This window comes from Planotetraspora thailandica (assembly GCF_016863335.1).
Taxonomy (GTDB): domain Bacteria; phylum Actinomycetota; class Actinomycetes; order Streptosporangiales; family Streptosporangiaceae; genus Planotetraspora; species Planotetraspora thailandica.
In genome coordinates this window covers 52117-76354 of sequence record NZ_BOOR01000036.1, presented here as the reverse complement: position 1 = coordinate 76354, position 24238 = coordinate 52117, and the positions used below count along the sequence as shown (strand labels likewise).

The window sequence follows — 24238 nt, the reverse complement described above, 5'->3', positions numbered from 1 at the left end:
CAATAGCTGAGGCTCCAATGAAGTGGGGGGAATCCCGTATTTTCCGGGACGAATGTCATGGGTGCATACGAGGGGGCGCCCGCCTGGCGAGGCGGGCGCCCCCGGGAGATCACATCGTGGCGGTCACTCGCCTTCGGCGGCCCGCTTGTGGTCCTTCTTCGCCTGTTTGATGCTGCGGGCTTCCTTGATGGCCGTCTTCTTCGCCTTCGCGGTCGACTTGGCGTGCTTCTTCTTCGGCGCCTCAGCCATAATTCCCCCGAATATATGACATATCAACCTTTATCGGCATCAACCGGGTGATACCCATCGTGTGGGCGGGTCATCCGTACGCATCTGGTCAGCGGGTCACGCGGGTGTCCTCGGCGCTCAGCGGCTGGGCGATGTCCTCCAGCGAGCGCCGGGCGGCCTCCACCCCCATGAACCACTCGACGGCTCCCGCGGCCATCATCAGCCCGGCCCCGACCACGTAGCCGATCGAGACGTTGGCCACCGACCCGCTCTCGACGAGACGGCCGAACAGCACCGGGCCGATGATGCCGCCCAGGCCCGTGCCGACCGCGTAGAACAGGGCGATCGCCAGGGCCCTGGTCTCCATCGGGAAGATCTCCGAGACCGTCAGGTAGGCGGAGCTCGCTCCGGCAGACGCGAAGAAGAAGACCACCATCCAGCAGGCCGTCAGGGTCGCCGCCGACAACACGCCTGCATGGAAGAGCGCGGCCGTGCCGAGCAGCAGAAGCCCCGACGACACGTAGCAGCCGGAGATCAGCGCCCGGCGGCCGACCGAGTCGAAGAGCCTGCCCAGCAGCACGGGCCCGAGGAAGTTGCCGATCGCGACGGGGATCAGGAACCAGGGCGTGGTGTCGTCGGGCACGCCGAAGAACTTGGCGAGCACGAGGGCGTAGGTGAAGAAGACCGCGTTGTAGAGGAAGGCCTGCCCGACGAAGAGGGCGAGCCCGACCACCGTGCGTTTCGGGTAGCGGCGCAGCAGCGTCGCGGCGACCTCGGTGAGCGGAGTGTGGGTGCGCTGGGTGATCCTGATCTCCCCGGCCGGGGGCTCCAGCTCTTCGCCGGTCTCCTCGCGAACCTGCCTCTCGATGCCCCGCACGATGTCCTCGGCCTCCTGATCGCGGCCGTGGATGGACAACCACCGGGGACTCTCGGGCACCAGCCTCCTGACCAGCAGGATGCCGACGCCCAGGACGGCCCCGAGGCCGAAGAGCAGTCGCCAGCCGAGGTCGGCGGGCAGCACGGCCGGGTTGAGCAGCGGGACGGCGACGGCGGCGCCGAACGTGGTGCCGAGCCAGAACGAGCCGTTGACGACCAGGTCGACCGTGCCGCGCACCCTGGCGGGGATGAGCTCGTCGATCGCCGAGTTGATGGCGGCGTACTCTCCGCCGATGCCGGCGCCGGTGAAGAACCGGCAGAGGTAGAAGTACCAGGCCTCGGTGGAGAACGCCGTCGCCACTGTGGCGATCAGATAGACCAGCAGGGTGACGAGGAACAGCTTCTTGCGCCCGAACCGGTCGGTGAGGTGCCCGAAGAACAGGGCTCCCAGGCAGGCCCCCAGGACGTAGACGCCGGCGGCCACGCCGACCTGGCTCGCGGTCAGTCCGAGGCCGCTGCCGCTCTGCGTGAGCCGTGGCCCGATGACCCCGACGATCGTGACCTCGAGCCCGTCGAGGATCCATACGGTGCCGAGCCCGGCGAGGACCAGCCAGTGCCAGCGGGCCCAGGGCAGGCGGTCGAGCCTGGCAGGGATGTCGGTGCTGATCTGCGCCATATCGTCCCCTTTGTCGATATGGCGCCCGACTACCCGCCAGCCGCGGGAAGAATCATCGGGAGGCTAGATCGAGCGTCTGACGTGGGCGTGAACGGGCTCGTCGCGGGCCGCCTCGGCCTCTCCGAGCTCGAACCACACCGACACCCCCGTACGGCTGGCCGACACGCCCCATCGCCCGGTGAACAGGTCGACCAGGTGCACGCCCCTGCCGGGCGTGCGGCTCGGTGAGGTCCAGCATCCGCAGGCCTGGGTCGCGAGGGTCACCCGGGCCGTGCCCGGCGTCGCCCTGACCGCGACCGCGTAACCGGGCCTGGCCCTGCAGGCGGCAGCGTGCCTGAGGCACTCGGCGACGAGCTCGCCGATCAGCTGTACGGCGTCGTCCCTGCACGGGTGGCCGTCTCCCAGGCGGCCGGCGACGAAACGCCGTGCCATCCCCGCCTCCGAGGGGTCCCCGGAGAAGGGGCGTGAGATCGCGGTTCTCCCCGGGAGGTTGAGAATTGTCATCCTGTGATAACTCCCTGTGCACCCGTCAGCCAATGCCGATGTGCGGTCCGTGCCAGACTGCATTCATCCTGCACTTTGGAATTCCGTCACGCAATACTGCGAATGCACTATTGCAAAGTTCCTTTCGTAGGGAGATGTCGTCTCATGGGGGTAGGGCGCAGTCCCACGGTCCGGCTTCGCCGGCTCGCGGGAGAGCTGACGCGCCTGCGCACTGAGTCGGGCTTCAGCCGGGAGGACGTGGCGAACCGCCTCGGGATGGCGAGTTCCACGGTGTACAGGATCGAGACCGGACACACCCGGCCCCAAAGCCGGACCATCCGGGACCTGCTCGATCTCTACGCGGTGGAGGGCTCCCGGCGGGCGGCCCTCCTCGAGCTGGCCAGGGAGGCCGGCCGGCGCGGGTGGTGGCACGCCTTCGGGGACGTCCTCCCGGGGCCGTACGTCGGGCTCGAGGCGGAGGCCGCCTCGGTGCGCAACTACGAGCCGCTGCTCGTTCCCGGGCTGCTCGAGACCGAGGCCTACGCCCGCGCGGTCGTCGGAGCCGCGCTGGTGAAGGACCCGGAGGAGATCGAGAGGCGGGTCACCGTCCGCATGGAGAGGCAACGCCGCCTCGTCATGCCTGATGGTCTGGATCTGTGGGTCGTCCTCGACGAGGCCGCACTCCGGCGGCCAGTCGGCGGGCCACCCGTCATGGCGGAGCAGTTGCGGAGACTGGCGGAGGCCGCCACGCAGCCCAATGTCACCCTTCAGGTGCTTCCGTTCGAGGCGGGCGCCTATCTCGGCATGGGCAGCTCACTGGCGATCCTCACCTTCCCCGACCCTGAGGACGCCGACGTGGTGTTCCTGGAGAACATGGGCGGCGAGCTCTATCTGGAGAGCCAGGAGCAGGTCCGCAGGTACGTCCAGGTCTTCGACCATCTTCGCGCCGCCGCGCTCGGCCCGGAGAAGTCCCTAGAGAAGATCGATTCGGTCGAGAAGGAGATGGCAGGGCGATGAATCGGGGCATGCGACCAGCGGACGACCTGACCGGTGCGGCCTGGCGGAAGGCCAGCCGCTCCAACACCGTGGGCAACCAATGCGTCGAAGTGGCGTTGCTGCGCCAGGGCGTGGCCGTACGCGACTCGAAGGACCCGGAGGGTCCGAAGCTCATGTTCACGATGAGTGAGTGGGACGCCTTCGTCGACGGGGTGAAGGGCGGAGAGTTCGACCTGTCCTGACACCCGCGGACGATGTACGGCTTGCGCTCGGCGGAGCGCAAGCCGTACAGCTTTTTTCGCTGATTTTTCATTCGAATGACCGTCAAACCGGATGTATGGGACGAGTTTGGCCGGGCAGGACTCTCTCAAGAGAGTGCGGAGCGCGTGGCGCCGATGGTGAGGAGGTCGTCATGACCATGGGAATCGACCCGCGGGAACTCACCGACGACGACCTCTTCCGCGAGTTGCGCCACCTGCACCAGACCAGGACCGACGCCCTCATGCACGGGTCGGAGGGCGCGCTCGCACGGCACACGATCCGCACCGAGGAACTCGAGCGGGAATACCGCCAGCGGTATCCCGACCGCCACGTCGACGCCGACAGGCTGCGAAGTGGAGCGAGGTCACGCCATGGGTGACGACAAGCGACTGTGCGACGTCCAGGAGATGTCCGCCTCCGAGATGCGCGTCTACGAGGCCGTCGCCTCGCTGGACGTGGACAGGAGAGAGGCGACCCTTCCGGAGATCGCCGCGATGGTGCAACTTCCTGACGAGACCGTACGGCGATGCCTGGACATGTTGTGCCGGGGCGGACGGCTCGTGCAGCGGGGGGAGACATATCTTCTCGGTCCGCATGACTGGGGTCTGGAATATTGATTCCCCGCCCTGACAGGGCCGTGACAACTCGTTTCCCGCGCAAATGATCGCAAACGAAACCGTATAAGCCGTCGTATGCTTGCGGCCATGACGCGACGGCTTGCCGAAGTTGCGAAAAAAGTGGGGGTCAGCGAGGCCACGGTGAGCCGCGTCCTCAATGGCAAGGCAGGGGTTTCCGAGGCCACTCGTGAGGCCGTCCTGACCGCGCTCGACGTGCTGGGCTACGAGCGGCCCACCCAGCTGCGCGGGGAGCGCGCCCGCCTGGTGGGGCTGGTGCTTCCCGAGCTGCAGAACCCGATCTTCCCCGCGTTCGCCGAGGTGGTCGGCGGCGCGCTGGCCCAGCAGGGGTTCACGCCCGTATTGTGCACCCGGACGGTCGGCGGCGTCTCCGAGGCCGACTACGTCGACCTCCTCCTGCAGCAGCAGGTCTCCGGAGTGGTCTTCGCCGGCGGCCTCTACACCCAGACGGGTGTGGTGCACGAGCACTACCTCAGGCTGATCGACCGGCGGCTGCCGACCGTCATGGTCAACGCGGCGGCCGACCACTGGGAGTTTCCCCGGGTCTCCTGCGACGACACGATCGCGGTCGAGCAGTCTCTCGGGCACCTGCGCGCCCTCGGGCACGAGCGCGTCGGGCTGATCGTCGGGCCGCCCGACCACATGCCGTCGATCCGCAAGCTCGACGCCTTCCGCACTTCGGGCGGTGGAAACCTGGTCGAGCACACCATGCACTCGCTCGAAGGCGGCCACGCGGCGGCGCTGAAACTGCTGCGCCAGAACGTCACCGGCATCATCTGCGGCAGCGACCCGCTGGCGCTGGGCGCAATCAGGGCCGCGAGGCGTGAGGGTCTCGGCGTCCCGCAGGACGTGTCGGTCATCGGCTACGACGACTCGGCTCTGATGAACTGCGTCGATCCGCCGCTGACCACCGTGCGCCAGCCGATCGAGGCGATGGGCAGGGCGGTGGTGGAGTTGCTGGTCAGCCAGATCGACGGGGCCGCCGTCGCCACCGGTGAGCTGCTGTTCGAGCCCGAACTCGTCGTGCGCTCCTCGACCGGGCGCATGGGCGCCATTCTCTGACGAGTACCCGCACAACTCCGGAGAAACGGAACCCGGAGAAGGAGGCGTCCACTCCTTCTCCGGGCGTCCCGTTGAAGGAGGCGTCCACTCCTTCAACGGGTGTTCCGTTTCCGGGCTACGAGGCGTAGGCCTCGAACTCGGAGATCTGGCCGGCAGGCCAGCCGGTGTTGCCGGTGATGCTCAACCGCAGGTAGCGCCTGGTGGTCGCGGGGAAGGTGATCGTCACCGTGTTGCCCGACGCCGGGTTGAACGTGTATCCCGCGGATCCGACGATCGTGCTGTAGGACGAGCCGTCCGTGCTGCCCAGCAGGGACAAGGTCTGGGTGCGGGTGGCCCAGGCGGTGGCCGGGGGCAGCTTGAGCACGACCTTGCTCACGCTGGTCGCCGAGCCGAGGTCGACGGTCAGCGTCTGGGGGAAGGCGTTGTTGGCCGACTCCCAGTAGGTGTTCGCGTTGCGGTCGTTGGCATTGGCGGCCACGTAGACGTCGGAGTGGCTGCTCTCGGTGATCGGCCTGCCCGCGGCGAGGTTGCCGCCCGCCGGCGTGGTCGGCGTGGGCGTCGGGGTCGGAGTGGGGGTGGGCGTCGGCGAGGGGGTGACGGGCGGCGGGGTCGACCCGGAGCCGTAGACCTCGAGGGCGGACAGCTGTCCGGCCGGCCAGCCGGTGTTGCCCGTGATGGCGATCCGGACATAGCGGACGTTCGCGGTGTTGAACGAGATGTTCGCGGTATTGCCCGACGCGGGGTCGAAGGTGCGCCCGGCCGAGGCGGACAGAGTGGAGAAGTTCGACCCGTCGGTGCTGCCGAGGACGGAGAGCGTCTGGGTGCGGGTGGCCCACGCGCTGCTCGGCGGCAGCTTCAGCGCGACCCGGTCGACCGAGGCGACGCCGCACAGGTCCACGGTGATCGACTGTGGGAAGGCGTTGTTGGCCGACTCCCAGTAGGTGTTCGCGTCGCCGTCGACCGCGTTGGCGGCGGTGAAGGACTGGTTGGTGCTCGTCGCGGTGGCGGGCTTGCCCCTGGCCAGGTCGCCGGTCCCGACCGAACACACAGGGGGAGTCGGTGTCGGTGTCGGCGTCGGGGTCGTCGGAGGAGTCGGGGTGGGGGTGACGGGCGGCGGGGTCCCGGAGCCGTCGTAGATGTAGTTAGGCGTGGGCCACTGGCCGGTGCAGGTGGTTGACGACAGGCTCCAGCCGGAGTTGCCCGTGCCGTACACGGGAGCGAAGGACGTGCCCACGCAGTTGTGGATGGCGACTCCCGCGCCGATGTGGGCGGCGGTCACGTTGGTGAACGTGGTCTTGGCCCCCGACTGCGCCTGGATCATGTAGGTGCCGGTGCCGTCGATGTTCACATTGGTGAAGTTGACGGTGCTCGTGCTGCCCTCGATGAACTGGATGGCCTCGTACGAGCTGTCGATGATGTCGGTGTCGCTCACGTTGATGGTCGCGTTGACGGGTTCGTTGAGCCCGTCGAACCACATGGCGCCGACGCCGAAGTTCCAGTTGTAGTCGCTGTTGCCCGCTCTGATCAGCGTGTTGCGCGCCGCCGTGATGGTGCCGGCGACCGCGGTGCCTTGACCGGAGTTGACGCCTGGATAGCGGTTGGCGATGTGGATGCCGCCGCCGTTGGTGACGGTGTCGCTCACCACGTTGTCAGTGATCTTTATGTCCCTGCCGCCGTACGTCACGATGTTGTTGGCCAGGACGGGCGCGACCACGGTGTTGAACGTGAACGCGTTGCCGACGTTGGGGATGCGCTCCGGCCACATCGCCAGGCCGTCGTCGCCGGTGTTCCGCAGGAAGGTGTTGGTCACCGTGGAGTTGGTGACGCCCGTGTGGAAGTTCACGCCGTCGGCCGTCTGGTCGAGGATGCGGCTGTTCTTGATCGTGAAGTTGTTCATCGGGCCGTCCATCCAGGCCCCGACCTTGGTGTGCTGGATCCAGAGGTTGTCCACCACGGAGTCGGTCATCGCGCCGCCGAGGGCGTTCACCTGGTCCTCGTCCACGCGCTCGGTGATCTCACCGATGATGGCGAAGTCGCGCAGGGTGACGTTCCGGCTCGGGCCGCCCGCCTCCTGCGGCCTTACCGGGCCGGTGTAGCCGCCGCCGCTGACGTATTTGCCGTAGATGCCGACGGCGCGGTTGCGCTGGGTGGGGTTGCGGCCGGTGAGCACGCTGTACCAGGGGCCGGCGCCGCGGAGCGTGACGCCGTCCACGATCACGTGGTCCCACAGCGTGTAGGTGCCGGCGGGGATGTAGACGGCCTTGCCCTGCGCCTTGCCGGCGTCGACGGCGGCCTGGAACGCTGCGGTCGAGTCGCTCGTGCCGTTCCTGTCGGCGCCGAAGTCGTCGACGTTCAGCGATCCGGCAGGCTGGGGGATCGGGTCGGGCACCAGCTCGAAGTCGGCCAGGTCGATCACGAACCACGGCGAGGCGGAGGTGGAGGCCACCTGGACGCGCACCTTGGTGCCGGCCGCCAGGGTGGAGCCGAACATCGTGCGGGTCTCGTCGTAGAAGTGGTGAGGCTGGTTGCCCGGCTGGTTGCCGAAGGGGTAGCCGCCGTAGTACCAGCCGTATTTAGAGGTGAACGACAGGTCCTTGAGCTTGGCGCCGTTGACGCGGAGGTCAATGGGAGCGGTGATGCCCGTGCCTGCCGCGTTGTCCGGCACGCTGTAGCGCACGGTCATCGCGTTGGCGGCCTTGGGCAGGGTGAACTCGACGTATTCTCCGGCGGCGTCGAGCCGTACGGCTTTGCGGCCGGAGGCCTCCGAGGGCAGGCGGGTGTAGATGCGGTCGGGCCCGATGACCTCGCCGTTCGTCGCGGCGGACTCGGCCTCGATCTCGGTGAAGGGGACGGTCGCTCCCCGGCCGGCGACGGAGAAGGGCGACGGCGAGGCCGCCGCCGACGAGGTGCTCGGGAACGCGACCACGCTCCCAAGGGCGATCAGCGCCCCTGCCACCGCGACGGCGGCGGCTCCGGATCTTTTCATGAGCGAGTGGCCCTTTCTGCATGAAGATCCGCGAGGTACGACGGGGACGCTGGACCGCCGGGCCTCTGCAACATGGTGAGGTGGACCACACATTAGGTTGACCAACACGTGACTGCAATATTTCGACTAGAAGTCGCAATATCACACCACCGTTACGCCATGTGGCTAAGTGCTGGTCAACGGACCGATGGAACGATCCTCCGGAGGTGGATTTTTCTTCCCGGTCCCCGAAGGGCCTCTCCGCCCTGTGCGCAAGCCCATGAAAGTGCTTGCGCTATTTGTCGTATAGTTGCGCCTATGACTCGACGGCTTGCGGAAGTGGCCAAGAAGGTCGGCGTGAGTGAGGCGACCGTGAGCCGCGTGCTCAACGGCAAGCCCGGCGTCTCCGAGACCACTCGCGAGGCCGTGCTGACCGCCCTGGACGTGCTCGGATACGAGCGTCCCACCCAGTTGCGCGGCGATCGCGGGAGGCTGGTCGGGCTGGTGCTCCCCGAGCTGCAGAACCCGATCTTCCCCGCCTTCGCCGAGATCGTGGGCGGAGCGCTCGCCCAGCAGGGTTTCACCGCGGTCCTGTGCACCCGGACGGTCGGCGGGGTCTCCGAGTCCGACTACGTGGACCTCCTTCTCCATCAGCACGTGTCGGGCATCGTCTTCGCCGGAGGGCAGTACGCCCAGGGGGACGCCCCGCACGATCACTACGAGCGGGTGCAGGAGCGGAAACTTCCCGCGGTGCTGGTCAACGCGGCCGTGGACCATCTCAGCTTCCCGCAGGTCTCCTGCGACGACGCCGCGGCGGCGGAGATGGCACTCGGCCACCTGCTCGCCCTGGGGCACCGGCGCATCGGCATGCTCCTCGGCCCGCCCGACCACGTGCCCTCCCAGCGCAAGCTGCAGACGTTCCGCGCGTTCTCCGACGCCAACGGCATCGAGCTGACCGCCGACCAGGTCGAGCACACGATGTTCTCCGTCGAGGGAGGCCACGCGGGCGCCGCCAAGCTCATCAAGGCCGGGGTGACGGGCGTCATCTGCGCGAGCGACGTGCTGGCGCTGGGCGCCATCCGGGCCGCCCGCCGCGCCGGGCGCAGGGTCCCCGAGGACTTCTCGGTCATCGGATACGACGACTCGGCCCTCATGAACTGCATCGATCCGCCGCTCACGACGTTGCGCCAGCCCATCGACCCGATGGGGCGCGCCGTCGTCGAACTGCTGGTGGCGCAGATCGACGCCGCCACCGTGCCGGCCAACGAGTTGCTGTTCGAACCCGAGCTGGTGGTCCGCGCGTCGACCGCCCCCGCTCCCCGGGCCTGACCCGCGTTATCGGCCGTTCTGACCGGCCCGAGCCGCCCAGCCGTACAGGCCCGGGTCAGATCCTCCCCGCCTTCATGCCCGGGCCGTCCCCGGCCGTGTCGTGCCTGGCCGTACGGCATGGCCTGCCTTGGCGACGGCTTTCCTAGCCCCCGGACACCCGGTGTCCGGGGGCTCAGTCGTCTTTCGCGATGTGACAACGATCATGCTGCGAGGTTTCGCAGGGTTCACTGTCACTTTTTTGCATCATGAATGACGGAGTATTGCTGGGTTCTGCATGGCTCTGTATGTTTCTCGCAACCGAGCTGGATCGGAGGCGCCCCCCATGCCCCCGAGACAGCGAGCTCCAAGACGGGTCGTGGTGCGCCGTTCCAGGAGGGAACAATCATGAAACCCCGCAACCTTTCAATAGTTCTGGCCGCGGGCTTGGCCCTCGCGGCGGCGGGCTGCGGCAGCAGCAGCAGCGACGGCGGTGACGCCGGCAAGTCCGCCGCGCCGTCCGCCAACCCCAACGCCCCGGTGTCGATCAGCGTCAACTGTGAGCCGCCGAAGACGAACAAGGCGGAGCGCGCGACCTTCGAAGAGGACGTGGCGGGCTTCCAGAAGCTGTACCCGAACATCACGATCTCCAAGGTCACCGACGCCTTCCCCTGCTACGACCCGAAGACCTTCGAGCCGAAGCTGGCCAGCGGCGACCTCGAGACGGTCTTCTACGTCAACTTCCCCAACGTGGGCCGCCTCATCGAGAGCGGGCAGGCCGCCGACATCTCCTCCTACGTCAACGAGCTGAAGACCTACCCGGACTACAACAGCTCGCTCGACCTGTTCAAGAAGGACGGCAAGGTCTACGGTCTGCCGACCGACGGCTACGGCATGGGCCTCGTCTACAACAAGGAGGTCTTCACCAAGGCCGGCCTCGACCCGAACAGCCCGCCCAAGACCTGGGCCGAGGTGCAGGCCGCGGCCAAGAAGATCGCGGCGCTCGGCCCCGGTTACGTCGGGTACGGCGAGTACAGCGGCGGCAACACCGGTGGCTGGCACTTCACCGCCTCCATCTACGGCCGCGGCGGCTCGGTCATCAGCGACGACGGCAAGAAGGCAGCCTTCAACACCCCCGAGGGCAAGGCCGTCCTGCAGAACCTGCAGCAGATGCGGTGGACCGACAACAGCATGGGCTCCCAGCTGTACATCGAGTGGCCGGCCCTCATGAAGGCCATGGCCGGCGGCAAGATGGGCATGATGCTGGGCGCGCCCGACGTGCTCATCTCGCTCCGCAACGACTTCGGCGGCAAGTTCGAGAACTACGCCGTCACCGCCCAGCCCGAGGCCAAGGCCCTGCTCAACGGCGGCGCCGGCTACATGATCAACCCGAAGGCCACCCCGGACCAGATCAGGGCCGGCCTCAAGTGGATCGAGTACAAGTTCCTCACCCCGGGCAAGGGCCAGCTCGACTACGTGCGGGCCAAGAGCCAGAACCTGACCGTCGGTCAGCCCTACCCCGACCTGTACGGCGCGGACACCGCGTCGGGCAAGGCGGTCACCGACCTGCGCGCGGCCAACGCCAACATCGACGCCGCCCAGTTCGCCGGATGGGTCGAAGGCTCCAAGGGCATCACGCCGAAGCCGGAGCCGGGGCCGTACGCCCAGGAGATCTACGCGATCCTCGACACCCCGATGTCGGCGGTCCTCACCAGGAAGGACGCCAACGTCGACCAGCTCCTGTCCGACGCCGAGGCGAAGGTCAACTCCATGCTCGCCTCGAAGAGCTGACCGTTCGATAATCCGGGGCGCCGCCCGTGGCCGTGATCTGGCCGCGGCCGGCGCCCCGGCCAGCACGTCGAGATCGGAATCACAACGATGACCACAGCGAGTATCCCGGTAGCGAACCGCAGGCGGCGGCAGCCCACGAAGCTGCGGCGTGCCGTACGACGCAATCTGACCGCCTACGGATTCCTCTGCGGCGCTCTGATCTGTTTCGCGTTCTTCTCCTGGTATCCGATGGTCCGGCAGGTCATCCTCAGCTTCCAGAAGACGAACTTCGTGGACGCGCCCGAATGGGTGGGGCTGAAGAACTTCCGCACCGTCTTCAGCGACCCGGCCTTCGCGCCCGCGTGGATCAACACGGCGATGTTCACGCTGCTCGCACTGCTGTGCGGCTACGCGATCCCCTTCGTCACCGCGATCGTCCTCAACGAATTACGGCACGCCCGCGCCTACCTGCGCTTCGTCGTCTACCTGCCGGTCATGCTGCCGCCCGCGGTGGGCGTCCTGCTGTTCCAGTGGTTCTACAACCCCGACTACGGGCTGTTCAACCAGATCCTCAGCTTCTTCCACCTGCCCGGGCTCCAGTGGCTCAACTCGACGAGCACCGCCCTGATCTCGCTGGTCATCGTCTCCACCTGGATGAACATGGGCAGCGGCACCCTGATCTACCTCGCCGCCCTGCAGACCATCCCGAGCGAGCTGTACGAGGCCGCCGAGCTGGACGGCGCCGGCCTCTTCAAGCGGATCAGGCACATCACGATCCCGCAGACCAAGCTGATCCTACTGGTGATGCTGCTGCTGCAGATCGTGGCGACCATGCAGGTCTTCATCGAGCCCTATCTGCTCACCGGCGGCGGCCCGGAGAACTCGACGGTCACCGTCGTCTATCTCATGTATCAGTACGCCTTCAACTTCGGCAGCCTCAATGCGGGCAACGCCCTCGGCCTGATGCTCATGCTCGTGCTCATGGTGTTCTCGGCCATCTACCTGCGCATCTCGCGCGACAACACGGTGTGAGGGGAGCGACCATGTCCGCCATCCTGCAGCCCGTCGGCACGCCGCCACCCGTCTCTCCCCGGCAGGAGCAGCCCGGGCGCGAGTCCCGGCGCCCGCGCAAGCCGATCAACACGCAGTTCCGCACCGCCGTCTCGCCCCACCAGCTCAACACGACCCACGGCCGGATCATCTACTGGACCGTGCTGGTGGTCGTGGTCGTCAGCTTCACCGCCGCGTTCGTCTTCCCGCTCTACTGGATGATCACCGGCGCGATGAAGTCGACCGAGGAGCTCAACTCCATCCCGCCGACCTTCCTGCCGAAGCATTTCTCGCTGGACGGCTACGTGCAGGCCTGGGATCTGCTGGAGCTGGGCAAGCTGCTCGGCAACACGGCCCTCTACGCGGGCGGCGCCTGGCTGCTGACCATCGCGTTCGACGTCTCGGCGGCCTACGCCCTGTCCAAGCTCCGCCCGGTGCTCGGCAAGGTCGTCTTGGCCCTGATGTTGTCGACGCTGATGATCCCGCCGCTGGTCATCATGCTGCCGGCATACCTCACCGTGAAGGACGTGCCGTTCTTCCACTGGGACCTGCTCAACACCCCGTGGGCGATCTGGCTGCCCGCCGCGGCGAACGGCTTCAACGTCTTCCTGCTCAAGCGCTTCTTCGACTCGATCCCCAGGGAACTGCTGGAAGCCGCGGAGATCGACGGCGCTTCGCCCGGCCGCGTCCTGTGGTCGGTGGTGATCCCGATCTCCCGTCCGATCCTCGGCGTGGTCTCCATCCTCACCGTGGTGAACGTCTGGCGGGACTTCGTCTGGCCGCTGCTGGTCCTGCCGGACAGCGACAAGATGTCCATCAGCATCGGCATCGCCTCGTTGTCCTCGCAGATGCCACAGAACGTGCTGGTCGCCTCTCTGGTGATCGCGAGCATTCCGACCATCGTCGTCTTCTTCATCTTCCAGCGGCACATCATGGCGGGTCTCACCGCCGGAAGCCTTAAGGGCTGACCCTTCACCCGTAAGGAGTTGTATTCAGCATGCCCGGCAACACGCCCACAGGGGCGACCCCGAACCGGGGATGGTGGCGGGGTGCCGCGATCTACCAGGTCTACCTGCGCAGTTTCGCCGACGGCAACGGCGACGGCACAGGCGACCTGGCAGGGCTGCGGGCACGTCTCCCGTACCTCTCCGAGCTCGGCGTGGACGCGATCTGGCTGAACCCGTGGTACCCGTCGCCCATGGCCGACGGCGGCTACGACGTCGCCGACTACCGGAACATCGAGCCGGTCTTCGGGACGCTGGCCGAGGCGGAGAAGCTGATCGAGGAAGCCCACGACCTCGGCATCCGCACCATCATCGACGTGGTCCCCAATCACGGCTCCGACCAGACCGCCTGGTTCCAGGAGGCGCTGGCGGCCGGTCCCGGTTCGGAGGCTCGGGAGCGGTTCTGGTTCCGTCCTGGTGTGGGCGACGGCCCGCCGAACGGCTGGCAGTCGATCTTCGGCGGGCCGGCGTGGACCCAGGTGCCCGACGGCGAGTGGTACCTGCATCTGTTCGCCCCCGAGCAGCCCGACTTCAACTGGACCAACCCCGACGTGCGTCAGGAGTTCCTCGACGTCCTGCGCTTCTGGTTCGACCGGGGCGTGGACGGCATCCGCATCGACTCGGCCGCCGTGCTCGTGAAGGACCTCGACAGCGTCGAGGAGTCCTACACCGACCACGACGGCGTGCACGAGGTCTACCGCGAGTGGCGCCGCATCGCCGACGAGTACGGCCAGCGTGTGCTCATCGGCGAGGTGTGGCTGCCCGACCAGGAGCGCTTCGCCCTCTACCTGCGGGGCGACGAGATGCACACGGCCTTCAACTTCGCGTTCCTGTCCAGCGCCTGGGAGCCGGACGCCCTGCGCGACGTCATCGACCTGACCCTCGCCACGCACGTGCCGATCGACGCGCCCGCGACCTGGGTGTTGTCGAACCACGACGTGACCAGGCCCCCCACCAGGTACGGCAGGGCCGACACGTCCTTCTCGCACGATGACCGCAAGCACGGCGTGCCGTACGACCTGGAGCTGGGCACCCGCCGGGCGCGGGCCGCCGCGCTGCTGGCGATGGCCCTGCCCGGCAGCGTCTACGTCTACCAGGGGGAGGAGCTCGGCCTCTGGGAGGTCGAGGACATCCCCGACGACATGCGCGAGGACCCCATCTGGGCCAGGTCGGGGCACACCGACCCGGGCCGGGACGGGTGCCGCGTGCCGCTGCCCTGGTCGGGCGACGCACCGCCGTTCGGATTCGGCACCGGGGGCTCCTGGCTGCCGCAGCCGGCGGCCTGGAACACCATGACGGTCGAGGCGGAGGAGCACGACCCGGAGTCGATGCTCTCGCTCTACCGCAGAGCCCTGGCCGTCCGCCGCGAGCGGCTCGGCGACGGGACGATGGCCTGGCTGCCCACCGAGGCCGGGGGTACGGGGGACGGCGTGCTGGCCTTCACTCGTGAGTCCGGCATCATCTGCGTCGTCAATCTCAGCCCGGAGCCGGTACGGCTCCCGCCGCACACGTCGGTCCTGCTGACCAGCGGCCCCCTTGACGGTGATCTTCTGCCCACCGACACAGCAGCCTGGCTTTCCTCCTGAAGGTAGGTCACACCCCCCATGCTCAGATCCCTCTTATCGGTGTCCCTGGCGGCCACCGGCCTCGTGGCGCTCTCCGCCCCCGCCTCGGCGTCGGCTTCCAATTCCCCCGTCGTCACGCGCGCCGCCCTCGACCCCTCGCTGGTCGCGGGGCGGGGCGCGAAGGTCGACTTCGTCGAGCAGGAGGCGGAGAACGCCGCCACCAACGGCTCGGTCATCGGCCCCGACCGCACCGCCTACACGCTGCCGTCGGAGGCGTCCGGCCGTAAGGCGGTCAGGCTGACGGCGGGACAGTACGTCGAGTTCACGCTGCCGAAGGCGGCCAACGCGATCACCGTGCGGTACAGCATCCCCGACGCGCCGAACGGCGGCGGCATCACCTCGCCCCTCAACGTCACGGTCAACGGCAAGAACCGGACCACCATGACGCTGACGTCGCAATACGCGTGGCTGTACAACCAGTATCCGTTCTCGAACGACCCGAACGCCGACCTGCTGCACCCCGACTGGTGGATCACTGAGTGCGGCTGCGTTCCCAACGCCACGACGCCCGCCCCTACGATCACCAAGCCGTTCCGCCCGAGCCACTTCTACGACGAGCAGCGCCTGCTGCTCGGCAAGACGTACCGCGCGGGTGACAAGGTGCGGCTGACGGTGCCGGCCGGCGCCAAGGCCGCCTGGACGGTCGTCGACCTGCTCGACTCGCAGCTCGTCGGCGCGCCCAAGGTCAGCCTCGTCGCGGCCAACGTGCTGGCCTTCGGCGCCGACCCGCGGGGCAAGCGCGACTCGGCCGGCGCGTTCGACAAGGCGATCGCGTTCGCCACGCGCGCCCACCTCAAGGTCTACGTCCCGCCGGGCACCTACCAGGTGAACCGTCACATCGTCGTCGACGACGTGACGATCGAGGGCGCCGGCAACTGGTACACCGTCATCAAGGGCCGCGAGGTCGCCCTGAGCACGCCCGCCCCCGACGGCTCGGTGCACACGGGCGTCGGCTTCTACGGCAAGGACGTGTCCGCGGGCGGCAGCAGGAACGTCCACCTGTCCGGCTTCGCGATCGAGGGCGACGTCCGCGAGCGCATCGACACCGACCAGGTGAACGGCGTCGGCGGCGCGATGAGCGACTCGACCATCGACGGCCTCTACATCCACCACACCAAGGTCGGCCTGTGGTTCGACGGCCCGATGAACAACGTGAAGGTCACGAACAACGTCATCGTCGACCAGATCGCCGACGGCCTGAACTTCCACACCGGGGTCACCAACTCCGTCGCGTCGAACAACTTCGTGCGCAACACCGGTGACGACGCCCTGGCCATGTGGTCGGAGAAGACCTCCAACGCCGGCAACACCTTCGACCACAACACCGTCCAGACGCCCGTGCTCGCCAACGGCATCGCGATCTACGGCGGCAAGGACATCAAGGTCTCCGGCAACCTGGTCGCCGACCCGATCCGCGAGGGCAGCGCCATCCAGGTGGGCTCGCGCTTCGGCGCCGAACCGTTCACCGGGCACCTGTGGATCACCGACAACACCACGGTCCGCGCCGGCACGTACGAGCTGAACTGGAACATCGGCCTCGGCGCCATCTGGTTCTACGCGCTGGAGAAGAACATCGACGCCGACATCCAGGTCGTCGGGGACCACTTCCTCGACAACACCTACAACGCGATCATGCTGGTCAGCGACTTCGGCGTGAAGGACCTGTACTCGATCACGAACGTGCACTTCAAGGACATCCGGGTCGACGGGACCGGCACCTCGGTCGTCAGCGCCCGTGTGAAGGGCTCGGCGTCGTTCGAGAACGTGGACGCCCGCAACGTCGGCGCGGTCGGCGTCAACAACTGCGGCTCGTTCAACTTCCCGCCCACCGGTTCGGAGTTCTCGCTGACGGATCTCGGCGGCAACGACGGTGGCGGCACCACCGGTCCGTGGCTGGCCCCGTGGGAGCTGCCGAACACCATCACCTGTGACGACCGCCCGCCGGTCGTCGCGCCCCCGGCGCCGTCCCCCTGGTCGTAGGAGAACGGCCCCAGAACTCCGGGGGGTGGGCGGTCAGCCCGCCCCCCGGACGCCACCTCGAAGGCGCGGCCCGCTCCGGGCCGCGCCTTCGTCCGTACGGCTCGGCGGCTCACCGCGCGTGCGGTGGGCCGGCGAGCGTGAGATAACGGGCGAAGACGTATGGACTGGTACCTTTATGCGCTGGAAATGCCCAGCCAGAACCAGTCCTGGGGTTGAGTTGGCAGAACAGTTGATCGATGAAACCCCGTCCCATTTCGGTGAGTTCGAGGTGGTACGCCGTCTGGGTGAAGGTAGCCAAGGAGTGGTCTACCTGGGCCGGTCGCGGAACGGCGATCAGGTGGCGATCAAGCTCCTGCACGCCCGGCTCACGGAGGACCCCGAGGCGCGCGAACGTCTCCTCCGAGAGGTGGCGGTGGCGCGGCGTGTCGCCAGGTTCTGCACTGCTCCGGTGCTTCACGTCGACCTGGCCGGTGAGCATCCGTACATCGTCAGCGAGTACGTTCTCGGTTCCTCGCTGAGCGATCTGGTCCAGCGAGAGGGCCCACGCCGCGGCGCGGGCCTGGACCGTCTCGCGATCACTACGGCCACGGCCCTGGCGGCCATTCACCGTGTGGGCATCGTCCACCGCGATTTCAAGCCGGCCAATGTCATGATGGGCCCGGAAGGGCCGGTGGTGATCGACTTCGGCATCGCCCGGTTGTCGGACACCCCCGCTCTGACGGCGGTGGGCGTGGGACTGGGTACTCCGTCGTACGCCTCTCCGGAACAGATCCGCGGCGAGCGGGTGACAGCGGCCGCCGACGTGTTCTCCTGGGGCGTCACCATGGTCTATGCGGCCACGGGGACGCCCGCGTTCGGCACCGACACCATGCTCGCGATCTTCAATCGAGTGCTGAACGACGAGCCGGACCTTTCCGCGCTGCCGGAAGGTCCGCTGCGCGACGCGGTCGCCGCGGCCCTGCAGAAGGATCCCGCCCGGCGCCCCACCGCGGAACAACTGCTGGCCCACCTGACAGGCCGCGACGATTTGGCCCGGCGCGGTGTCGCGCCTGTCGGGCCGGGGTTCGGCTCGGGGTTCGGGTCGGAACCGCCAGGCGCGCGCGCCGCGAGGACGACGGTCATGGACGGTCGCGCGGCGCCGACGAGAAGCGGGCCGACGAGAAGCGGGCCGACGAGAAGCGGGCCGAGGAGAAGGGGGAGGGGAAGAGCCAGGCCCGTGGTCGTGGCGGCCTCGGTGGCGGTGCTCGTCGCCGCGCTTGGTGTGGCGGTGGGCATCTCCCTGTTCTCCACTCCCACTAAGGAGGCCACGGCGTCGGAGAACTCGCAGACCACCGGCGGTGCTTCGCATGCGTCCCCCAAACCTCACGTGAGGAAGCCGACGGGGGCCGGCAGGCATACGCCGACGAGCAAGGCCGACAAACCGGATAAAGTGGACAAGCCTGTCAAAGTCAAACCCTCCAAGTCGGCTACCGGGGCGCCGCCGAAGGAGACGGGCGCCGGATCCGGCGGCCCCGCTCAGGTGCCGGCTCCCGGCCAGGAAATAGTGGGCTTGGGGTCCAACCGCTGCATCGACGTGCAGAACGGCCAGGCGGTCCCCGGGACTCCTCTGCAGATCTGGGACTGCGGGGGTGCTCCTCAGCAAAACTGGGACTTCCGGGCGGACGGCACGGTGCGCTCGCTGGGCATGTGCATGCAGATGGCCGGGGGGTCGACGGCCGACGGGACCCCCATCACGCTGGGCACGTGCAACGGCAGCCCGGCCCAGAGGTTCACGCTCAACGCGTCCCACGACCTGGTCAACGTGAACGCGGACAAATGCGTCGACGTCAGGGACCAGTCCACGGCCAACGGTGTGCGGCTGCAGTTGTGGACCTGCGGGGGGACGTCAAACCAGAAATGGACCATCGCCTGACCGAGTGAACCGCCGGCGCGTTCACCGCGCCGTCGTGGGACGTGCGCGCTGGGAAACCTCCGTGAGAACCCGGTGCGAAAAGCCGGTTCCCGGCCGCTCTCGGCGGCCGGGAACCCAGGTTGGTCAGCGGACCGTGGGGAACGCGTCGTAGATGGCCTGGGTCAGGGTGTCACCCAGGCGCCGGGATCAGGCCGAGTGCCTGCCAGGGGCGTGGGCGGTCATGGAGGCGGGGGAGCCCGCGGGGGCCACGAGCACGGCGGTGCAGAAGGCGCAGCGGCGCGCGGCGACGGGGATGTCGCTCAGGCACTCGGGGCACTGCTTCTCGGTGGCGGCCTTGTCCCGGGTGAGGAGGCTGAGCAGGCGGGCCATGGGCAGCACGACGAGCCAGTAGATGACGGCGGCCACGATGAGGAACGACACAGCGTGGTTGACGAAGTCGCCGTACTTGAACTCGGCGCCGTTGATTTTGAAGGAGTAGTCGGCGAAATCGGGCTCGTGCCCACCCGTCACCGCGCCGATGAGGGGGGTGATGATGTCCGAGACCAGGGCGTCGACCAGGCCACTGAAGGCGGCTCCGATGACGACCGCGACGGCGAGCTCCACGAGGTTGCCGCGCACGAGGAATTTCTTGAATCCGGTCATGGCGGTATGACCTATCCGGTTTGGTCAACCGGCTGCAACTCGAGGGGCAAGGTCTCCGCTGGATGACATGCCCCCATGGGCGAGCACGCCTGCGGTGACCAGGCAATCGGTGTACGGAGGGCCAATCGCGTTCTGACTGTGGTGCGCTAACCGGGTGGCGTCTGGTCGGCGGACAGCCGGGCGGCGCGGGTGGTGAGGTGGTCGCGTTCGCGGATGCTGGTCGTACGGCCGGCCGCGAGGCGATAGTCGTCGATCGCCGCTTGGTGTTCACCGGCCATCTCGCGCAGGTGGGCCCGGGTCGCGTAGAAGCGATGGTGCCCCGCCAGCCGTCCGCCGGCGTCGAGTTCATCGAGCATGCGCAGACCGGCGGCCGGGCCGTGGACCATGGCGGCGGCGACGGCCCGGCTGAGCGAGACCATCGGGTTGTCCGACATGCGTTCCAGCAGGCCGTACAACGCGAGGATCTGGGGCCAGTCCGTCGCCTCCGCCGTCGGCGCCTCGTCGTGCACGGCGGCGATCGCCGCCTGCAGCTGGTAGGGGCCGACCGCGCCGCCCGCCAGGGTGCGGGTGATCAGCTCGATGCCTTCCGCGACGGCCTTGCCGTCCCACAGGCTCCTGTCCTGCTCGGCCAGCGGGATCGCGGCGCCGTACCGGTCGGCGCGCGCGGGACGCCTGGCATCGGTGAGCAGCATCAACGCGAGCAGCCCGGCCACCTCGCCGTCACCGGGCAGCATGTCGTGGGCCATCCGCGCCAGCCGGATCGCTTCCCGCGAGAGCTCCACGCGCTGCAATTCGGGGCCGGAGCTGGTGGCGTAGCCCTCGTTGAAGATGAGGTACAGCACGTGCAGCACCGACTTGAGCCGTCCCGCCCGCTCTCCGGCGCCGGGCAGCCGGAACGGCACGCCTGACGCCTTGATGCGCTGCTTGGCCCGGCTGATCCGCTGCCCCATGGTGGCCTCCGGGACCATGAACGCGCTGGCGATCTCGGCCGTGGTCAGGCCGCCCACCGACCGCAGAGTGAGCGCGATGGCGGAGGCCGGGGTCAGCGCGGGATGGCAGCACAGGAACAAGGTGGTCAGCGTGTCGTCCCGGTCCCTGTCGAGTGCGTCGTCGGCGGGCGGAGCCGTCAGCTCGTCGGACGGCTCCCGCGCGGCCACCAGTTCTTCCCTGCGGCGCCTGGCCTGCTCGCCCCGCACCTGTTCGACCATCCGCCGGTACGCGACCTGGACGAGCCAGCCGCGGGGATTGTCCGGCACCCCCTGCCGGGGCCATTGGGAGGCCGCGTCGATCAGCGACTCCTGGACGGCGTCCTCTGCGGCGTCGAAGTCTCCGAAACGCCGGGTGAGCACGCCGACGACCTGCGGCACGAGTTCGCGCAGCAGGTCGTCGACGACGGGCCCCCCAGATGACACGCCCGAGCTCACATCTCCCCGGGCTCGATCGACATCACCTGGCGCACCTCGATGGGCATGTTCAGCGGCCTGCCTCCCGGCCCGGGCGCGGCGGACACGTACGCGGCGACCTCGACGGCCCGTTCCGGACTGTCGAGGTCCACGATCCACCAGCCGACGAGGAACTCCTTCGTCTCGGGGAAGGGGCCGTCCGTGACCACGGGGCCGCCGTCGACGCCGGAGCGCACGATCAGGGTCTGGCCCGGGTCGGCCAGACCCTCCGCCTGGACGAACTCGCCGTCATCGACGAGCTTCTTGTTGGTGTCGTGCATGAACTGGATGTGGGCCGCGATGTCCTCCGGAGGCCAAGTGTCCATCGAAGGCAGGCCGCTCAGGGGGCCGAACTGCATCAGCATCATGTATTTCATGTCCTCGCTCCTTCGCTCGGACCCCTCGCCGGGGTCCGTCCGCGGGTAGGTCGAAGCACGGCCCGTCCCTTTCGACATGCTGACGCACATCGGAGACCGGAAAGGTATCCGCCTCGAACAAATTGCTGGTCGTCGCTCAGTTCTCGTACGTGTCAAGACGGGGCGGAAGGGCGTTCCAGGTGCAGAACGCGGACGATTCATGCGGAGCCTGGAGGAAGGCGACGCGCAGCCATGAGGAGGTCTCCCAGACCTTCAGTTCGTAACCGTCGTTGGGCGTGGCGGTCACGACGCGGCAGTCGCCGGCCGTCACCGCGATCGTCGCCCTGCCCCCCTTGAGGCTGAACGTGTGGAGGCTCTCGTCCGGGGCGGGCTTTGTCGGCGCCTTCGCGGCCACCCGGGGCGTCGGATGCGGCGAGGGCGCCCGCGCGTGCCGTACGGAGGGGACGGGGGCGGGCGACTCGCGGTCGCCGCCGGCCGAGGCGTCGGCTGAGGCGTCGGCTGGGGGGAGCGGGCGCGACGTGCCGCCGACCTCTCCTGAGCCACTGGGCGCGTCGGCGACCAGGGGAGCGCGGGGCGTCTCGTCCATGGCGGTGCTGCGCAGCACGTCGCGAACGCCGAGCCAGGAGATCCCGACGGCGAGCGCGGTCGCCCCGCACCAGGCGAGCGTGTAACCGGCGGCCCTTTTCATCGGCCGCTCACTCTAGCGGCACGTGTACTGGTATTTCGTGACAAACATGAAGCAGGCGGGAAATCAATGACGAGTAGGGTATTCATCCGGCGAAAATGCGCTCGCAGAGCGGTGTACGTTTCTGCCCCATGGCGACCGTTCTGCTCGTGGAGGACGACGAATTCGTCCGATCCGCGATCATCCGTGACCTGACCGGACGCAGCCATGCCGTACGCAGCGCCGCCGGAGCGCTCGACGCCCTCAGGGAGATCGCCCACGCCGCCCCCGACGTCGTGATCCTCGACCTCGGGCTGCCCGATCTCGACGGCGCCGAGGCGCTCAAGATGCTCCGGGCCGTCTCCGACGTCCCGGTCATCGTGGCCACGGCCCGCGACGAGGAGACCGAGATCGTCCGGCTGCTCCGGTACGGGGCCGACGACTACCTCGTCAAACCCTTCTCCGGAGACCACCTCAACGCGCGGCTGGAGGCGGTGCTGCGCCGGGCGAGGCCCGGGCCGGCGCCGGCGGTCATCCGCGTGGGAGGTCTCACCGTCGACCCCGACCGCAGGGAGGCGGCGCTGGACGGGACCCCGCTCGACCTCACCCGGCGCGAGTTCGACCTGCTGGCCTACCTGTGCGCCCGGCCGGGTCGTCTCACGCAAGGAACTGCTGTCGGAGGTGTGGCGCCAGTCCTACGGCGACGACCAGACGATCGATGTGCACCTGTCCTGGTTGCGCCGCAAGCTCGGCGAGAGCGCGTCCCGCCCCCGGTATCTGCACACCGTGCGCGGGGTCGGCGTCCGGCTCAGCCTTCCGCCCGAGTCTGCGGAATGACCGGCCGTACGGCGGGTCCGCGACGAGACGCCGGCCGCAGGTGAGGCGCAGCCTGGCCCTGGTGGCGCTGGCGGTGACGGCCATGGTGGCGCTGGCGTTCCTGATCCCGCTCGCCGTGGCGGTCAAGGAGATCGCCGAAGACCGGGCGATCGCCGACGCCGAACGACAGGCGACCGCGATGGTCCCCGCGCTGGTCGTGACCGACGACGCCGAGTCGCTGAGGCGGGCGCTGGCCAGCACGCCCGCGGGCGCCGAGCGGCTCGCCGTCCACCTGCGCGACGGCGCCACCGTCGGCGTCTCCCGGGCCACCCCGGCCGAGGTCGCCGGTGCGGGCGGGCGCGTGTCGACCGTACGGGTGGCAGGGGGATACGCGCTGCTCAAGCCGGTCGCGCTCGGCGGAGGCAGGCAGGCGGTCATCGAGGCGTACGCGCCGGACAAGGACGTGACGAAAGGGGTCGCCGCGTCGTGGGCGGTGCTGACCGGCGTGGCGCTCGCCCTGGTCGCGGGCTCGGTCGCAGTCGGCGACCGGCTCGGCGCCAGGGTGGTGCGCTCGGCGCGGCGCCTCGGCGACGCGGCGGCGGCCCTCGGCTCAGGCGACCTGTCGGTGCGCGTGACGCCCGACGGCCCGCCCGAGCTGATGGCGCTCGGCAAGGCGTTCAACACCATGGCCGACCAGGTGACCGGGCTGCTGGCGGCGGAACGCGAGCTGGCCGCCGACCTGTCCCACCGGCTGCGCACCCCGCTGACCGCGCTGCGCCTCAACGTCGGCGGCGGTCCGGAGGCCGAGCAGAGCAGGCTCGCCATCGACCGGCTGGAACAGGCGGTCGACGAGATCATCGAGGCGGCGCGCAGGCCCGTCCGGCCGGTCGCGAAGTCGTGCGACGCGGCCGAGGTGCTGCGGGAGCGGCTCGCCTTCTGGTCGGCTCTGGCCGATGACCAGGAACGCCCGTGGGAACTCGCCGGAGCCGACGCGCCGAGCCCGGTGCCGGTGGCCGCGGCCGACCTGGGTGCGGCGGTCGACGCGCTGCTCGGCAACGTCTTCCGGCACACGCCCCAGGGCACCGGGTTCCGGGTCGCCCTCCATCAGGGCGCCGGCATGACGGGCATCCTGGTCTCCGACGCCGGGCCCGGCTTCGCCGACCCCGAGGGGGCGCTGCGGCGCGGCCACAGCGGTGCGGGCTCGACCGGCCTGGGGCTCGACATCGCCCGCCGGCTCGCGGAGTCGACGGGTGGAAGCCTCCGCATCGACCCGCCCGCGCTCGGAGGCGCCGGCGTCCACCTGTGGATCCGTGCCGACGGATCTGCGGTCCGTTCCCGGCCGCGGCGGCTGCTGCGCAGGGGCAGAGCCCATTGAGGAGCACACGGCCGGTGCATGATCACGGAAGGGGTTCGGGCAGGTCGGCGGGGTGATCGCCGAACTTCTGCATGATCACGATTTGCGTCTTGGC

21 protein-coding genes and 1 pseudogene are annotated in these 24238 nt (G+C 68.7%); 14 read left to right on the top strand and 8 right to left on the bottom strand.

All coding sequences use genetic code 11. The features are described 5' to 3' along the window. Positions 1-123 precede the first annotated feature (123 nt). From Pth03_RS42210 to Pth03_RS23905, 3 genes are all read right to left on the bottom strand, one after another. A complete protein-coding gene (locus Pth03_RS42210; protein ID WP_275413185.1) occupies positions 124-249 on the bottom strand; it encodes a hypothetical protein in 126 nt (41 codons plus the stop codon). Between the two features lie 88 nt (positions 250-337). Beyond that, positions 338-1780 (bottom strand): MFS transporter, encoded by a 1443-nt coding sequence (locus Pth03_RS23910; protein ID WP_203946602.1) that lies wholly within the window; start codon positions 1778-1780, stop codon positions 338-340. Positions 1781-1843: 63 nt separating this feature from the next. Continuing rightward, positions 1844-2284 (bottom strand): ATP-binding protein, encoded by a 441-nt coding sequence (locus tag Pth03_RS23905; protein ID WP_203946601.1) that lies wholly within the window; start codon positions 2282-2284, stop codon positions 1844-1846. A gap of 144 nt (positions 2285-2428) precedes the next feature. Here Pth03_RS23905 and Pth03_RS23900 point away from each other — a divergent pair, with 144 nt between their 5' ends. The 5 genes from Pth03_RS23900 to Pth03_RS23880 all read left to right on the top strand — a co-directional run bounded on the left by Pth03_RS23900 (position 2429) and on the right by Pth03_RS23880 (position 5217). After that, a complete protein-coding gene (locus Pth03_RS23900) occupies positions 2429-3280 on the top strand; it encodes a helix-turn-helix domain-containing protein (protein WP_203946600.1) in 852 nt (283 codons plus the stop codon). Positions 3281-3288: 8 nt separating this feature from the next. Further along, positions 3289-3501, top strand: a complete 213-nt coding sequence (locus Pth03_RS23895; RefSeq protein WP_239119317.1) for a DUF397 domain-containing protein — start codon at positions 3289-3291, stop codon at positions 3499-3501. Between the two features lie 170 nt (positions 3502-3671). Further along, the gene (locus Pth03_RS23890; RefSeq protein ID WP_203946598.1) at positions 3672-3899 is read left to right on the top strand and encodes a DUF6158 family protein; all 228 of its coding nucleotides are present in this window, start codon (positions 3672-3674) and stop codon (positions 3897-3899) included. Beyond that, complete coding sequence (locus tag Pth03_RS23885) at positions 3892-4137, top strand: IclR family transcriptional regulator (RefSeq protein WP_203946597.1); 246 nt, start codon at positions 3892-3894, stop codon at positions 4135-4137. The genes Pth03_RS23890 and Pth03_RS23885 overlap by 8 nt, the downstream gene beginning before the upstream one ends. Positions 4138-4224: 87 nt before the next feature. Continuing rightward, positions 4225-5217 carry a LacI family DNA-binding transcriptional regulator gene (locus Pth03_RS23880; protein ID WP_203946596.1) on the top strand — a complete coding sequence of 331 codons (993 nt, stop codon included), beginning with the start codon at positions 4225-4227 and terminating at the stop codon, positions 5215-5217. 115 nt (positions 5218-5332) lie between these two features. Here the strand turns inward: Pth03_RS23880 and Pth03_RS23875 are convergent, their stop codons facing one another. Next, positions 5333-8203 carry a galactose-binding domain-containing protein gene (locus Pth03_RS23875; RefSeq protein ID WP_203946595.1) on the bottom strand — a complete coding sequence of 957 codons (2871 nt, stop codon included), beginning with the start codon at positions 8201-8203 and terminating at the stop codon, positions 5333-5335. Positions 8204-8500: 297 nt separating this feature from the next. Between Pth03_RS23875 and Pth03_RS23870 the strand changes: the two genes are divergently transcribed. The 7 genes from Pth03_RS23870 (at position 8501) to Pth03_RS23840 (ending at position 18828) form a co-directional block, all read left to right on the top strand. Next, the gene (locus Pth03_RS23870) at positions 8501-9511 is read left to right on the top strand and encodes a LacI family DNA-binding transcriptional regulator (protein ID WP_203946594.1); all 1011 of its coding nucleotides are present in this window, start codon (positions 8501-8503) and stop codon (positions 9509-9511) included. Between the two features lie 384 nt (positions 9512-9895). Then, positions 9896-11278: an extracellular solute-binding protein gene (locus Pth03_RS23865; RefSeq protein ID WP_203946593.1), complete on the top strand. Its 1383-nt coding sequence runs from the start codon at positions 9896-9898 to the stop codon at positions 11276-11278. Positions 11279-11365: 87 nt separating this feature from the next. Continuing rightward, entirely contained in the window at positions 11366-12289 is a 924-nt protein-coding gene (locus tag Pth03_RS23860) for a carbohydrate ABC transporter permease (RefSeq protein WP_203946592.1), read from the top strand. An 11-nt stretch (positions 12290-12300) separates the two neighbouring features. Beyond that, positions 12301-13275 (top strand): carbohydrate ABC transporter permease, encoded by a 975-nt coding sequence (locus Pth03_RS23855; protein ID WP_203946591.1) that lies wholly within the window; start codon positions 12301-12303, stop codon positions 13273-13275. 29 nt (positions 13276-13304) lie between these two features. Beyond that, positions 13305-14897, top strand: coding sequence for a glycoside hydrolase family 13 protein (locus Pth03_RS23850; protein ID WP_203946590.1), 1593 nt, complete (start codon positions 13305-13307; stop codon positions 14895-14897). A gap of 18 nt (positions 14898-14915) precedes the next feature. Further along, positions 14916-16916: a glycosyl hydrolase family 28-related protein gene (locus Pth03_RS23845; protein WP_203946589.1), complete on the top strand. Its 2001-nt coding sequence runs from the start codon at positions 14916-14918 to the stop codon at positions 16914-16916. Positions 16917-17091: 175 nt separating this feature from the next. Then, positions 17092-18828, top strand: coding sequence for a serine/threonine protein kinase (locus Pth03_RS23840; RefSeq protein WP_275413184.1), 1737 nt, complete (start codon positions 17092-17094; stop codon positions 18826-18828). A gap of 186 nt (positions 18829-19014) precedes the next feature. On the opposite strand, the gene mscL is transcribed toward Pth03_RS23840, so the two are convergent. The 4 genes from mscL to Pth03_RS23820 all read right to left on the bottom strand — a co-directional run bounded on the left by mscL (position 19015) and on the right by Pth03_RS23820 (position 21977). Continuing rightward, entirely contained in the window at positions 19015-19470 is a 456-nt protein-coding gene (gene mscL / locus Pth03_RS23835; protein ID WP_203946587.1) for a large conductance mechanosensitive channel protein MscL, read from the bottom strand. 146 nt (positions 19471-19616) lie between these two features. Further along, entirely contained in the window at positions 19617-20882 is a 1266-nt protein-coding gene (locus Pth03_RS23830) for an RNA polymerase sigma factor (RefSeq protein WP_203946586.1), read from the bottom strand. A gap of 8 nt (positions 20883-20890) precedes the next feature. Then, on the bottom strand, positions 20891-21289 hold the full coding sequence (locus Pth03_RS23825) for a YciI family protein (protein WP_203946585.1): 399 nt from the start codon (positions 21287-21289) through the stop codon (positions 20891-20893). Between the two features lie 136 nt (positions 21290-21425). Then, positions 21426-21977, bottom strand: coding sequence for a hypothetical protein (locus Pth03_RS23820; protein WP_203946584.1), 552 nt, complete (start codon positions 21975-21977; stop codon positions 21426-21428). Between the two features lie 128 nt (positions 21978-22105). Between Pth03_RS23820 and Pth03_RS23815 the strand changes: the two are divergent. After that, positions 22106-22790 (top strand): annotated as a pseudogene (locus Pth03_RS23815) (response regulator transcription factor). A gap of 40 nt (positions 22791-22830) precedes the next feature. Then, positions 22831-24144 (top strand): HAMP domain-containing protein, encoded by a 1314-nt coding sequence (locus Pth03_RS23810; protein ID WP_203946583.1) that lies wholly within the window; start codon positions 22831-22833, stop codon positions 24142-24144. Positions 24145-24238: the final 94 nt, after the last annotated feature.